Origin of the sequence: Zhihengliuella flava (assembly GCF_015751895.1) — a bacterium.
Lineage (GTDB): Bacteria > Actinomycetota > Actinomycetes > Actinomycetales > Micrococcaceae > Zhihengliuella > Zhihengliuella flava.
Genome location: NZ_JADOTZ010000001.1, coordinates 1,498,661 through 1,511,435, shown reverse-complemented (window position 1 = coordinate 1,511,435; position 12,775 = coordinate 1,498,661). Strand labels below are relative to the sequence as shown.

General features: G+C 70.3%; 12 protein-coding genes. 5 read left to right on the top strand and 7 right to left on the bottom strand.

Features of this window, described 5'->3' with window-relative positions; translation table 11 throughout:
* The first annotated feature begins 60 nt into the window (after nt 1-60).
* On the top strand, nt 61-1,143 hold the full coding sequence (locus IW252_RS06980; RefSeq protein ID WP_196835905.1) for an EamA family transporter: 1,083 nt from the start codon (nt 61-63) through the stop codon (nt 1,141-1,143).
* Here IW252_RS06980 and IW252_RS06975 read toward each other — a convergent pair.
* From IW252_RS06975 to IW252_RS06965, 3 genes are read right to left on the bottom strand one after another with little or no spacing between them, the layout of a single operon-like run.
* Nucleotides 1,123-3,429 carry a heavy metal translocating P-type ATPase gene (locus tag IW252_RS06975; RefSeq protein WP_196835904.1) on the bottom strand — a complete coding sequence of 769 codons (2,307 nt, stop codon included), beginning with the start codon at nt 3,427-3,429 and terminating at the stop codon, nt 1,123-1,125. The genes IW252_RS06980 and IW252_RS06975 overlap by 21 nt on opposite strands.
* Before the next feature lie 30 nt (nt 3,430-3,459).
* The gene (locus IW252_RS06970; protein WP_196835903.1) at nt 3,460-3,687 is read right to left on the bottom strand and encodes a heavy-metal-associated domain-containing protein; all 228 of its coding nucleotides are present in this window, start codon (nt 3,685-3,687) and stop codon (nt 3,460-3,462) included.
* Between the two features lie 16 nt (nt 3,688-3,703).
* Entirely contained in the window at nt 3,704-4,018 is a 315-nt protein-coding gene (locus tag IW252_RS06965; protein ID WP_196835902.1) for a metal-sensitive transcriptional regulator, read from the bottom strand.
* A gap of 84 nt (nt 4,019-4,102) precedes the next feature.
* Between IW252_RS06965 and IW252_RS06960 the strand changes: the two genes are divergently transcribed.
* A complete protein-coding gene (locus tag IW252_RS06960) occupies nt 4,103-5,269 on the top strand; it encodes a lipid II:glycine glycyltransferase FemX (RefSeq protein WP_196835901.1) in 1,167 nt (388 codons plus the stop codon).
* Between the two features lie 17 nt (nt 5,270-5,286).
* Here IW252_RS06960 and IW252_RS06955 read toward each other — a convergent pair whose 3' ends face one another.
* Nucleotides 5,287-5,706, bottom strand: coding sequence for a VOC family protein (locus tag IW252_RS06955; protein ID WP_196835900.1), 420 nt, complete (start codon nt 5,704-5,706; stop codon nt 5,287-5,289).
* 83 nt (nt 5,707-5,789) lie between these two features.
* Here IW252_RS06955 and IW252_RS06950 point away from each other — a divergent pair, with 83 nt between their 5' ends.
* The 3 genes from IW252_RS06950 (at nt 5,790) to IW252_RS06940 (ending at nt 9,305) form a co-directional block, all read left to right on the top strand.
* Nucleotides 5,790-7,148: a GAF domain-containing protein gene (locus IW252_RS06950; RefSeq protein WP_196835899.1), complete on the top strand. Its 1,359-nt coding sequence runs from the start codon at nt 5,790-5,792 to the stop codon at nt 7,146-7,148.
* Between the two features lie 142 nt (nt 7,149-7,290).
* Nucleotides 7,291-8,814, top strand: coding sequence for an aldehyde dehydrogenase (adh, locus tag IW252_RS06945; protein WP_196835898.1), 1,524 nt, complete (start codon nt 7,291-7,293; stop codon nt 8,812-8,814).
* Between the two features lie 74 nt (nt 8,815-8,888).
* Nucleotides 8,889-9,305, top strand: a complete 417-nt coding sequence (locus tag IW252_RS06940) for a DUF779 domain-containing protein (protein WP_196835897.1) — start codon at nt 8,889-8,891, stop codon at nt 9,303-9,305.
* A gap of 44 nt (nt 9,306-9,349) precedes the next feature.
* Here IW252_RS06940 and IW252_RS06935 read toward each other — a convergent pair whose 3' ends face one another.
* The 3 genes from IW252_RS06935 to IW252_RS06925 all read right to left on the bottom strand — a co-directional run bounded on the left by IW252_RS06935 (nt 9,350) and on the right by IW252_RS06925 (nt 12,761).
* Nucleotides 9,350-10,111, bottom strand: a complete 762-nt coding sequence (locus IW252_RS06935; protein WP_196835896.1) for a VOC family protein — start codon at nt 10,109-10,111, stop codon at nt 9,350-9,352.
* A gap of 190 nt (nt 10,112-10,301) precedes the next feature.
* Complete coding sequence (locus tag IW252_RS06930; RefSeq protein ID WP_331271473.1) at nt 10,302-11,483, bottom strand: MFS transporter; 1,182 nt, start codon at nt 11,481-11,483, stop codon at nt 10,302-10,304.
* A gap of 6 nt (nt 11,484-11,489) precedes the next feature.
* Nucleotides 11,490-12,761, bottom strand: coding sequence for an FAD-dependent oxidoreductase (locus IW252_RS06925; protein ID WP_196835895.1), 1,272 nt, complete (start codon nt 12,759-12,761; stop codon nt 11,490-11,492).
* Nucleotides 12,762-12,775 lie beyond the last annotated feature (14 nt).

Here is a 12,775-nt window from a genome sequence, read left to right as displayed (position 1 = left end):
GATCGCTGTCAGGAGTAAAAGTCATGACGGTCATGACATTGGCGATGAGGGTGAGGTCAGATGGGCGAGGCGCGGTTGGTCGGGCGCGGTGAACACGGCGTCGTTCACGCCGCAGCGGGCCCGGAACGCGCGGCGCCGACCCGCCCCGCGGCGGGCAGCGAGAGCGTACCGCCTAGCCGTGCGGCACGCGGGTCCGCCGTCGGGTACGGCCTAGCCCTGTTCAGCGCCATGGTCTTCGCCACCAGCGGTTCGCTGGCCAAGCCCCTGCTGGAAGCGGGGTGGTCCAGCGGGGCCACGGTGGGCGCCCGGATGCTCGGCGCCGCCGTCCTTCTCTTGGTGCCCACGCTCTGGGTGTTGCGTGGCCGGTGGCGCAGTGTGGCCGAGAACTGGAAGCCCATCGGCCTGTTCGGCCTCTTTGGGGTGGCGATCTGCCAGTTCTCCTACTTCCAAGCCGTCCAGTACTTAGAGGTCTCCGTGGCGCTCCTGCTGGAATACTTGGCCCCGATCCTCATTGTTCTCGGGACGTGGGCCGTCACGCGGCGCAGCCCGCGGCTGCTGACCATCCTCGGAGCGCTGACGGCCATCGCCGGCCTCATCCTCGTCCTCGACCTCACCGGCGCGACGGGAATCGATCCGGTGGGCGTCCTGTGGGGGCTCGCCGCCGCCGTGGGGCTGGCCGTGTTCTTCGTCATCAGCGCCCAGCAGAACGACACCCTGCATCCGCTGGTGCTCACCACCTTTGGGCTCGCCGTGGGAGCCAGCCTCATGTTTGGCCTCGGCGCCCTCGGTATTCTGCCGATGCACGCGAGCTTCGGCCGGGTGACCTTCGCGGGGTTCGAGGCGCCGTGGTGGGGAGCCCTCGGTGGCCTGGTGATCATCGCCGCCGTGCTCGCCTACCTCTCCGGCATTCTGGCCGCCCGCGCGCTCGGCGCCACGATGGCGTCCTTCATCGGCCTGACCGAGGTGGTCTTCGCCGTCGTCTGGGCCTGGTTGCTGCTGGGGGAGATGCCGGCCCCCATCCAGTTGCTCGGCGGCGTCGGGATCGTCGCCGGCGTCGTGCTGGTTCGCACTGACGAGATCCGGAACGCCCGCCGGCTCATGGCCCGCCGGGCCGAGCCGGCGCTACCGGCCGAACCGCAGTAGCCGCAGCGAATTCGCCACCACGAGGACGCTGCTGGCCGCCATGGCCGCTCCCGCCAACATCGGGTTGAGCAGGCCGAGCGCCGCCACCGGGATGCCGAGGGTGTTGTAGGCAAACGCCCAGAACAGGTTGGTCTTGATCACGCCGAGGGTCTTGCGGGAGAGCTCGATCGACGTGACCACCTGGCCCAGCTCGTTGCCCATCACCGTGATGTCCGCGGCCTCGATGGCCACGTCGGTCCCCGAGCCCATGGCGATCCCCAAATCCGCGGTGGCCAGCGCCGGGGCGTCGTTGACGCCGTCACCCACCATGGCCACGGTGCGGCCTTCGGCCTGCAGGGCCTTGACCGCGGCGACCTTGCCGTCCGGCAGTACCGAGGCGAACACGTCCGCCGGGTCGATGCCGACCTCGCGGGCCACCAGTGCTGCCACGTCCTCGTTGTCCCCCGTCAACAGCACGGGGCGCAGCCCGTCCCGCCGCAGGCGGGCGATCGCGTCCGCCGAGCCGGGCTTGACGGTGTCCCGCAAGGACAGAATCCCGGCCATCCGCGATCCCGACGCGTCGGAGACCCCGACGAGCACCGCCGTCGTGCCTTCCGCTTGCGCGGACGCGAGTCGATCCTGCTGGGCCGGGCTCAGTTCCAGCCCCTGTTCGGCCAGCCAGCGGGCCTGACCCACGTACACCCGGGCCGGGTCGGCGGAGCCAGGGAGCACGACGTCGGCGCTGACGCCCCCACCGGCGGCGGTGGCGAACTGGCTCGCCGTGAGCGGCTCGCCGTCCGGGGCGGCGGCGACGATCGCCGTGGCGATCGGATGCTCGGACCCGGCCTCGACGGCGGCGGCGATGCGGTGCAGATCTTCGGCGGCCAGCGGCGTGTTCGCTGGGTCAGCCGGCTCGAACGGTTCGACGCCGGTCACGCGCAGCTCGCCGGCCGTGACGGTGCCGGTCTTGTCGAGGACCACGGTGTCCACGCGGCGGGTGTCCTCCAGAACCTCGGGACCGCGAATCAGCAGGCCCAGCTGGGCGCCGCGGCCCGTCCCGGCGAGGAGGCCGACGGGGGTAGCAAGGCCCAGCGCGCACGGGCAGGCGATGACGAGGACCGTCACGGCGGCGGTGAATGCGGACTCCAGCGAGCCGCCCACGGCCAGCCACAGCACAAAGGTCAGGACCGCGATGACCAACACGATCGGCACGAACACGGCAGAAATCCGGTCCGCCAGGCGGGCGATCGGCGCCTTGCCCGTCTGCGCCTCGGAGACGAGGCGGCCCATCTGCGCCAGCGTGGTGTCGCGGCCCACGCGCGTGGCCTCGACGATCAGCCGGCCCGAGGTATTGATGGAAGCGCCAGTAACGGTGTCCCCGACCCCGACCTCGACCGGGACGGACTCGCCGGTGATCACGGACGTGTCGACGGCGGAAGCTCCCTCGGTGACGACCCCGTCCGTGGCGATCTTCTCGCCCGGACGGACCACGATCAGGTCCCCGGGGGAGAGGGAGTCGGCGCTGATGCGCGTTTCCGTGCCGTCCCGGAGCACGACGGCGTCCTTGGCGCCCAGAGAAAGCAGCGACTTCAGGGCGTTCCCGGCGCGCGCCTTGGCCCGAGCTTCCAGCCATCGGCCGAGCAGCAAGAACGTGGTCACCACCCCCGCCGTCTCAAAGTAGAGCTGGTGTTCGGCCATAGAGGCCATGTCCCCGCCCGCGTGTGCGGTCAGCTGCGGGTTGGCGATGAGTTGCCACGTGGAGAAGAGGAACGCCGCCAGCACGCCGAGGGAGACCAGGGTGTCCATGGTGGAGGCGCCGTGGCGGGCGTTGACCGCGGCTGCTTTGTGGAACGGCCACCCTGAATAGAGCGTCACCGGTGCGGCGAGGCCCAGGGCCACCCAGCCCCAGTGCGGGAACTGTGCAGCCGGGAACATGGAGATCACGAACAGGGGCACCGTGAGGAGGGCGGCCACGATCAGGCGCGGGCGCAGCACGTCCGCGGGGACGTCGTGATGGAGGTGACCGCCGTCGTGATCCTCTTCCCCGTGCCCACCGTGGGAGCCGTGCCCGCCGTGAGCGGGCTGCTTGACGCGGGCGCGGTAGCCCGCCTGCTCCACGGTGCTGATCAGGTCCGCGTCGCTCACGTGCTCGGGGACCTTGACGCTGGCGGATTCCAGCGGCAGGTTCACCCTGGCCTCCACGCCGTCCAGCTTGCCGAGCTTGCGTTCCACGCGCCCCACGCAGGACGCGCAGGTCATCCCGTCGATCGCGAGGTCAACGGTGCGGGTGTGCGGGGTCTGAGTCATGACGCTCCTGGGGCAGGCGGGGGAGGGGGGTTAGCCGTTGTTGCTGACCAGCGTGTAGCCGGCCTCGGCGACGGCCTCGGAGACCGTGGCCTCTGACAACGGGCTGACGGAGGTAATCGTGGCGGTCGAGACGCCGCCGGCGTTGAGGTCAACGTCCACGGAGTCAACGCCCGCGATGGCGCCGATCTCCTCCTTCACGGAGGAGACGCAGTGGCCGCAGGTCATTCCGGAAATGCTGACGGTGAGGGTGTTGGACATGGTGTGCTCCTTCGGCTTAGCGCAGCAGCCGGCCAATGGCGGCCGATGCTTCTTTGACTTTGTGATCGACGATGCTGGGATCGCCCGTTCGCTGCGACTCCTCGGCCGCGCCGACCACGCAGTGGCCGATGTGGTCCTCGACGAGGTTGAGCGAAACCTTGTGGAGTGCGGCATTCACCGCGGAGACCTGCGTGAGGACATCGATGCAGTACGTGTCCTCCTCCACCATGCGGGCGATCCCGCGAATCTGCCCCTCGATGCGGCGCAAGCGCTTCAGCAGCGCGTCCTTGTTCGCCGAGTAGCCGTGGGCGGTTTCCTGTGGTGTCTCCATGGCCACGAAGATACCCCCAGTGGGTATAGGTGTCAAGTACCCCCTAGGGGTATAGCGGCGAGGCGTGCGCGTTATGCTGGCTGCGTGTCAGATACCCAGCTCTCGGTCCGTCCCATCACTGCCGACGAACACCGCGGATTCATCGCGAGCCGGCCGGCGGCCAGTTTCCTGCAGCGGCCGGAGTGGGCCGCCGTCAAGCGCGAGTGGCGCCCCGAATACCTCGGCTTCTTCTCCGGGGACGCGCTGGTGGGCTCGGCGCAGGTGCTGCACCGCCCGTTGCCCGTACTGCGCCGCACCTTGGCGTACGTCCCCGAGGGCCCGGTGCTGGACTGGGCGGCGTATACGACGGCGCAGGTCACCGAACCCCTGCTGGCGCACCTGGCGCGCGGGGGCGCGTTCCTGGTCCGCATGGGCGTGCCGGGGGTGCAGGCGAAGTGGCGGGCCGCCGAGGTGCGCAAGGCACTCTCTGGGAAGAAGAAGGACGACGCCGCGCCGACCCCGGAATTCGTCACCGGCCTCGAGCCGCTGGCGGGCGACGGGCATGCCGCGCTGGTGGCCGCGCAATTGCGCGCCGCGGGCTGGACCAAGCCGGAGGTCAGCGAGGACTTTGCCGCTGGCCAGCCGGAGTTCCAGGCGCGCATCCCGCTCCGGGACACCGGCGGGGAGCAGCTCGACGTCGACGGCGTCCTAGCCGGCATGAATCAGAACGCCCGCCGCGAAACCCGCAAGGCCGCCTCCGGCCCGCTGGAGGTGCAGGTGGGTGCCGTGGGGGATGTCGAGCGATTCCACGCCCTGTACCGGGAGACCGCCGAACGGGACGGGTTCACCCCCCGGCCGGCGTCGTACTTCACCACCATGTGGACCGAGCTGAATGCGCGAATCCCCGGCACGTGCACCGTCTACTTCGCGGTGCATGAGGGCCGTGATCTCGCCGCGGCGATTCGCGTGCAATCGGGCGAGGGCGCGTGGTACGTCTACGGCGCCTCCTCCTCCGCGGAGCGCAAACTGTTCGCCCCGAAGGCGCTCATCCACCGCATGATCGAAGACTCGCTGGCTGCGGGCTGCGCCTACTTGGACCACGGCGGCGTCTCGCCGACGCTCAGCCGTGACCACCACTTGGCAGGACTCACCCTGTTCAAGACGACGCTGGGCTGTGACGTGGTCCAGACCCTCGGTGAATGGGACTACCGCCTGAACAAGCCGCTCGCCAAGGCGTTCGAGCTCTACATGAACGCGCGGGACCGCCACTAGGGCGGCCGGCTCCGGGCCTATCCCGGCATGGCCGAGGGGTCCATCCAGGCCACTTCCCACACGTGCCCGTCCGGGTCCGCGACGGCGGCCTGGCGCATCCCGGGGAAGGGCTCGTCCGCCGGGCGGTAGACGCTGCCGCCACCGGTGACGGCGCGTTCCACGAACGCGTCCACCTCCTCCGCCGTGTCGCAGGACAGGGCGTTGAGCACCTCGCGGTTGCCGCTGGCGCCGGGGACGTGCGGAGCATCCTCGCCGGGCAGGAAGGTGGAGAAGTACTCTCGCTTGAGGATCATGGCGCTGATGTTCTCCGCGATGACCCAGCTGGAGGCGTTCTCGTCGGAGAACTGCTCGTTCTTGGTGAACCCGAGCGCCGCGTAGAAGGCATCCGCGGCGGCTAGATCGTTGGTGGGTAGATTGACGAAAATCATGCGGCTCATGGTGCTCACTATGGCACCGGCGGTGCGGCTTGCCTAGACTTACCAGCAGGAATTTTGTGACTCTCGACACATGAACTGTGGGGGTGCTCATCGTGCTCATTTGCCCGGCGGAGCCCGCGCTGCAGCGCCACGCGCTCGCCGCGCACGCGCTGGCCTGCGCGCCGGGCCCGGGCGGCGCTGACGACGGCGGCCCCGGAACCGCCTTTGACCTGCTGCGTCCCGTCGTGCGGGAGTCGTGGCGGCGTTCCCGAGGTTTTCTGGCCCCCGGGGCGATCGAGCCGGTCCTCAGTTTCGCCTCCGCCGAACTGGACGCCTACCGCCGGGACCACCCGCTGGCGGCCATCCGCCCGGTGATCACCCGCCTGCTCATCGAACCGGCCCGGGACACCGGGCTCATCGTCGCGATGGGCGACCAACACGGCCGCCTCCTCTGGGTGGACGGGGACCGCGCCGCGCTGGCTAGCGCCGAGTCCATGGCGTTCGTCCCCGGCGCTGACTGGTCCGAACGCTCCGTGGGCACCTCCGCTCCCGGGACCGCGCTGGCCACCGGGGCCGGGGTGCAGGTCAGCGGAGCCGAGCACTACAGCCGACTCGCCCACCGCGTCAGCTGTACCGCCGTGCCGATCCACGGCCCCACCGGGAACGTGCTGGGCGTCATTGACCTGACCGGAGGGGACGACGCCGTCGCCGCGCACTCGCTCTCCCTCGTTCAGGCGGCCGTGGCCGCCGCCGAGGCCGAGCTCAAGCTCGCCGCCTATGCCACGGCCCGCCAGCCCGTCCGCGGCGTTGCCTCGGGCAGCGGACCCCGGCCCCAGACCCGGCCCGCGCAGGAAACGGCGCTCACCGTGGGCACGTGGGGGCGCGACGGCGTCGAACTCATCACCGAGCGCGGGACGGACCGCTTCACGGGCCGGCACGCGGAGATCCTCGCCCTGCTGGCCTGGCACCAGAGTGCGCCCGGCGGTCCGCGGGCCTCGGCCGCGGGGCTGAGCGCAGAAGCCTTGGCCCTGGCGCTCTGGGGCGAGTTCGCCCGCCCCGTCACGCTGCGCGCGGAGATCTCCCGGTTGCGCCACACGCTCGCCGGGACCGCAGCCGCCCTCGCCTCGCGCCCGTACCGGCTGGACCCGGCCCCCGCGTCCGACGCGCGCCGCGTGCTGGAGCTCGTTGGCCGCGGCCGCTACCGCGCCGCCCTCGAGCTGTACCGGGGGCCGCTGCTGCCCGCCTCCACGGCGCCGGGCATCGAGGCGATCCGCGCCGAAGTCTCCGGCGCCCTGCGCGAGGCCATGCTCTCCGACGCAGGCCCGGAGGTCCTCATGAGTTACCTCGCGCTATCCGAGGCGCACGACGACGTCGCCGCCTGGCGCACCGCGCTGGCCGTGCTGCCGCCGCGTTCGCCGCGCCGCGCCGTCGTCGTCTCCCACCTCGAAGCGCTGGAGGCCTAAGAGCCGCCGCGGCACCCGTGCAACGTGCGTGCAACCTGCGCGAGCGTAGCGTCGGCAGCGTGAGCAGGCCCGGCCGGGGCATCCGGCGGGCCGCGCAGGCCAGACCCTGCCGCAGACGCACTGCCTGACAAAGGAGACTCGCATGACTGTCTACGCCAACCCCGGAACCGACGGATCGCTGCTGACCTTCAAGCCGCGCTACGAGCACTACATCGGCGGTGAATGGACCGCACCGGTCAAAGGCCAGTACTTCGAGAACGTCACGCCGGTCACCGGGCAGGTGTTCTGTGAGGTCGGCCGCGGCACCGCCGACGACATCGAGGCCGCCCTCGACGCCGCGCACGCCGCAGCCAGCGCATGGGGCAAAACCAGCGCGGCCGAGCGCGCTCTCATCCTGCACCGCATCGCGGACCGCATGGAGGAAAACCTGGAGATGCTCGCGGTCGCCGAAACGTGGGACAACGGCAAGGCCGTCCGCGAGACCCTGAACGCGGACCTGCCGCTGGCCATCGATCATTTCCGGTACTACGCCGGGGCCATCCGCGCTCAGGAGGGCCGCCTGTCCCAGATCGATGACGATACGACGGCATACCACTACCACGAGCCGCTCGGCGTCGTCGGACAGATCATCCCCTGGAACTTCCCGATCCTCATGGCCGTCTGGAAGCTGGCGCCAGCGCTGGCGGCGGGCAATGCCGTGGTGCTCAAGCCGGCCGAGCAGACCCCGGCGTCCATCCTGGTGCTCACGGAGCTCATCGGAGACCTGTTGCCCGCCGGCGTACTGAACATCGTCAACGGGTTCGGCCTGGAGGCCGGAAAGCCGCTCGCGGCCAACAAGCGGATCCGCAAGATCGCCTTTACCGGGGAGACCACCACGGGCCGGCTGATCATGCAGTACGCCTCCGAGAACCTGATTCCGGTCACGCTGGAGCTCGGCGGTAAGAGCCCCAACATCTTCTTCGAGGACATCGCCGCGGCGGACGACGCGTTCTATGACAAGGCGCAGGAGGGCTTCACCATGTTCGCCCTCAATCAGGGCGAGGTGTGCACGTGCCCGTCCCGCGCGCTGGTGCAGGAATCGATCTATGACCGGTTCATGGACGACGTCGTGGCCCGCACCCAGGCCATCAAGCAGGGCAACCCGTTGGATACGGACACCATGATGGGCGCCCAGGCCTCCAACGATCAGTTGGAGAAGATCCTGTCCTACCTGGACATCGGTCAGCAGGAGGGGGCCACGGTCCTCACCGGCGGCGGCCGGGCGGACTTGGGCGGCGAGCTCAGCGGTGGCTACTACGTGCAGCCGACGATTTTTGCGGGCAACAACTCCATGAGGATCTTCCAAGAAGAGATCTTCGGCCCCGTGGTCTCGGTCGCGAAGTTCTCCGGGTACGACGACGCCCTGCGGATCGCCAACGACACCCTGTACGGGTTGGGCGCCGGCGTCTGGTCCCGCAACGGCAACACCGCGTACCGGGCGGGCCGGGAGATCCAGGCCGGGCGCGTCTGGGTGAACAACTATCACTCCTACCCGGCGCACGCGGCGTTCGGCGGCTACAAGTCCTCCGGCATCGGGCGGGAGACGCACTTGATGATGCTGGAGCACTACCAGCAGACCAAGAACTTGCTGGTCAGCTACGCGGAGAGCAAGCTCGGCTTCTTCTAAGCCGACGGAGGTGTGCATGCGCTGGCCCCACGGCGACGGGCGTCGTGGGGCCAGGGCAGCGGAAAGGAGTACCGATGACGTTTGAGGCGGGCGCCGGGCGCGTCGAATCGCGGCCTCGGTTGGACGGGGAGAGCCGCTCCCGCGTGGCGCTGAGCGCGGCCGCGGTGGACTTGCTGCGCCAGTTGTGGGACGTTCACGGTCCCCTGATGTTTCACCAGTCCGGCGGCTGTTGCGACGGCTCGTCCCCCATGTGCTTTCCGGCCGGGGACTTTAAGACCGGTGCCGCGGACGTCCTCTTGGGAACTTTTGACCTCACAGGCCGTGAGGGCGAGGCGCTCGGGGAGCTGGACTTCTGGATGTCCGCCGAGCAGTTCGCCTACTGGAAGCACACGCACCTCACCGTGGATGTGGTGCAGGGGCGCGGGTCCGGGTTCTCGGTGGAAGCCCCCGAGGGCAAGCGGTTCCTGATCCGCAGCGAGCTGCTGGAGTAGCGGATGGCGCTTCGGCGCTTCGGTGCGGGGTGAGCGGTGGTACCTCAGTCCTCGGCCGGACGGGAGATGATTTGGAACGCGTGCCCGTACGGGTCCGCCACCGTGCACAACCGGCCGAACGGTGAATCCATGGGGCCGTCCAGTACGGTGCCGCCGAGATCCGTCACCCGGTGCATGGACTCCTCGGTGTCCTTGACCTGAAAGTAGATGCGCCAGAAGGGCTGGGTGCCTGCGGGCAAGATGTTCGCGGCGTCGCAAAGCCCGGCGGTCGCGGTCTCCGCCGGCCAGTTGGTGGCGTAGCCGAAGCCGCCCTCCATCAGCGCGTTCTCCCACCCGAATACGGCGGCGTAAAACGCCAAGTCGGCGTCGAAATCCGTGGACATGTGCTCAAACCAGACGGGCGTGCCGTGGGTCTGCGGAAGGGTGAATCCGGTGAAGGACGCCGCCTGCCAGAGGCCCAGCGCGGCGCCCGACGGGGTGGAGACCACGGCCACCGTGCCCAGCTCTCCCACGGGCATGGGCTCGGACAAGGTCTTCCCGCCGGCCGCGGAGACCCTGGTCAGGGCCGCCTCAAGATCATCCACACCAAGGTGGACCATCCACTCAGTGGGGACCGAGGCATCCTGCGGGATGCCGGGGGAGGCGCCGGCGATCACGTGGCCGCCGGGCGCGTGGATCATGCGGTAGTCGCCCATCGTCGGGCCCTGGTCCTCGAACGTCCACCCGAACAGGGAGGTGTAGAACTCCTCGCCCGCGGCGGGATCCGGGAAGTTGATGTCGATCCAGACGGGGTTTCCCGCGCTCATCGCTGTTCCTCTCGATCGGTGCGCTCTGCTGTGCCCATCATGACCCGAATTCGGTGGCACGGGTAGGGGTTTGGGTCGCCGCCCCGCCCACTTGGCCCCGTTCTTGCCGGGTGAACTCCCGAAACTCCGGGCATGCCGGCGCGGAATCGGCTGGAGAACGGGGCGGAATGGCGCACTCGGCCGCGCGCGGCTAGGCGCTCGGCCCGCGCTGGCGCATGAGCGCCAGCGGCAGGGTGAGCACGGAGAAGGCCGCGCACACCACCAGCGCCACGGGGAAGGAATACCCCGCGGCCAGCGCGCCGACCAGCACCGAACCGAGGCCCGTGCCCGCGTCAAACCCGATGTTCCACGCCGCGCTCGCCACCCCGTAGTCCCGCGGCCGCACCGCGCTGAAGGACTCGAGCAGGGTCAGATTCTGTAGGCCGCCGTAGCTGATGCCGAGCAGCGCCATGCCGACCAAGAGCGCCACCACGGAGGTGTCCTGCGGGTCAATCACGGCCCAAGCGCCCAGCAGCAGCCCCACGATGGTCACGCACACCAACGGCCACAGGAACACGTGCGCGCCGTGCACGTCCGCCCAATGGCCAAACCGCCACCGGGCCAGCGCCGCGGTGGACGTCAACAGCAGCAGGCCCGCCGTGGTGGCCGCCGCGTCGGAACTCATTTGCGGGGTGAACGTGATGAACGCGCCGGAGGCCAGTGTGACGGCCAACAGCAGCGCCATGGGTCGCGCCAGCGGGAGCATGCCCCGCCAGGAGAGTGCCTGCTCCGGCACGCGGTCTGAATCGTCCGGCTGGTGCAGGTGCCTGGCCAGCGCGAGCGCGGGCGGGATAGCCGCCACCGGGAGGGCCCCGAGCACAAACACCAGCCAGAAACCCATGTGCTCGGCCAGCCACGGCGTGCTCGGCAGCAGGGTCAACTGCGGAACGGAGATGGCCAGCCCGTAGGCGCCGACCGCCTTGCCGCGGCGGCCAGGCTCGACCAGTTCGGCCACGGCCATGGAGCCGGCGACGGTCAGGATGGAGAATCCAAGCCCACGCACCCCGGAGAGGGTCAGGACGGTCCCCAGCGAGCCCGCGAGCCCAAAGAACAGTGTGGGTACACCGAGCAGAGCCAGTCCCACGCCGAGGGTGCGCGCCCACCCGAACCGCCGCAGGGCCCACGGCACGAAGGGCTGGGACGCCACCGTGCAGAGCATGAGGATGCCGTTGACCATGCCCGCGCCGGCGGACCCAGCGCCCACCTCCAGCGCCCAAAGCGGCGCCGTCGGCATGAGCGCGGCGAACCCGGCGAACCCGAAGAACGTCACCAGCAAGAGGGCGGGCATTCCGGGCGCGCGCCAGACCGGCGGCGGAGAGAGCGAGTCAGTCACAGTGGGTCATTGTGTCATCCCCGGCGGTCGCCGGGCCGCCGCCGGGGCGTGCTCCGGACGCACGCCCACTCCGACGGCGAACGCGGGCACCGCGGCCAGCGCGGGGACGGCGGAGACGAGCCGTGCCACCGGGACCGGGATCTGCAGCTGCGCGTTGCCGCGCAAGAGCCGGGACACGCCGCGGTGCAGCCCGCGTTGGAGCAGCTGCGTCGCGCGCGTCGGCAGGGTGCGACGCCGTTGGGCGGCGGCGACGTGACGGTCTCCGATGGTGCCGCGGCGGAGGGGCTCGGCCAGAATGCGGGCGGCGGCCACGCCGTCCTGAACCGCGAGGTTAATCCCCACCCCGCCGATGGGCGACATGGCGTGCGCGGCGTCCCCGATGCAGAGCAGCCCCGGCCGGTGCCACTGGCGCAGCCGGTTGACGCGCACGTCCAGCAGCTTGAGGTCCTCGAGCTCTAGGTGGCTCGCGGCCCGTTCGAGCTCCGGGAATGCGGAGGCGGCATCCGCCCGGATCTGTTCGATCCCCTGCGCCCGCATCCGGCCGTCCGCCCCCTTGGGGATGACGCGCGCCACCTGCAGGTAGTCGCGGCGGGGGATGCCGATGTAGAGCTGGCCGGCGATGCTGCGCGGTAGCAAGGATTCGGCGGAGACGCCCGGGTTCTCTCGCGTGGGCAGCCGAAACCACCACACGTCCGCGTCGACGGGGTGATCCATTATGGGCAGGGACGATGCGGCGCGCAGGGTGGACCAGCGGCCGTCCGCCGCCAGGGTGAGCCGGGCCGCCACGTCCAGCGCGGCGCCGTCGTGCACCGCGGTGACCCCCACCACCTGCTCGCCCTCCCAGCGCAGGCCGGTCACCTCGGCGCCCATGAGCAGCGTGAAGTTCGGCTCGGCCTCGCCGGCGGTCGCGAGGACGTCGAGGAAGTCCCACTGCGGGATCATCGCGATGTACGGGTGCTTGACGGGCAAGCGCCGAAAGTCGGCCATCCGCACGCTGCCGCCGCCCGCGACGGGCGCCTGGACCTCCTCGACTCGGGTGGCGCCGAGGGCGCCAAACTGCTCCATCAGGCCCAGCTCATCGAGCAGCCCCAAGGTGCTGGGGTGCACGGTGTCCCCGCGGAAGTCGCGCAGGAAGTCGTGGTGTTTCTCCAGCACCGTCACCCGCACGCCGGACCGCGCCAGCAGAAGCCCGGCGATCATTCCGGCCGGCCCGCCGCCGGCAATCACGCAATCGCAGGTCAGCGCCCGAGTTGGCCCCGTTCTCTCCCGATCATCCATGCGGCTGAACGTAG

Excerpts from the sequence above, each read along its gene's own strand:
- IW252_RS06980 (WP_196835905.1), top strand. The coding sequence starts at position 61 with ATGGGCGAGGCGCGGTTGGTCGGGCGCGGTGAACACGGCGTCGTTCAC.
- IW252_RS06975 (WP_196835904.1), bottom strand. The coding sequence starts at position 3,429 with ATGACTCAGACCCCGCACACCCGCACCGTTGACCTCGCGATCGACGGG.
- IW252_RS06970 (WP_196835903.1), bottom strand. The coding sequence starts at position 3,687 with ATGTCCAACACCCTCACCGTCAGCATTTCCGGAATGACCTGCGGCCAC.
- IW252_RS06965 (WP_196835902.1), bottom strand. The coding sequence starts at position 4,018 with ATGGAGACACCACAGGAAACCGCCCACGGCTACTCGGCGAACAAGGAC.
- IW252_RS06955 (WP_196835900.1), bottom strand. The coding sequence starts at position 5,706 with ATGAGCCGCATGATTTTCGTCAATCTACCCACCAACGATCTAGCCGCC.
- adh (WP_196835898.1), top strand. The coding sequence starts at position 7,291 with ATGACTGTCTACGCCAACCCCGGAACCGACGGATCGCTGCTGACCTTC.
- IW252_RS06940 (WP_196835897.1), top strand. The coding sequence starts at position 8,889 with ATGACGTTTGAGGCGGGCGCCGGGCGCGTCGAATCGCGGCCTCGGTTG.
- IW252_RS06935 (WP_196835896.1), bottom strand. The coding sequence starts at position 10,111 with ATGAGCGCGGGAAACCCCGTCTGGATCGACATCAACTTCCCGGATCCC.
- IW252_RS06925 (WP_196835895.1), bottom strand. The coding sequence starts at position 12,761 with ATGGATGATCGGGAGAGAACGGGGCCAACTCGGGCGCTGACCTGCGAT.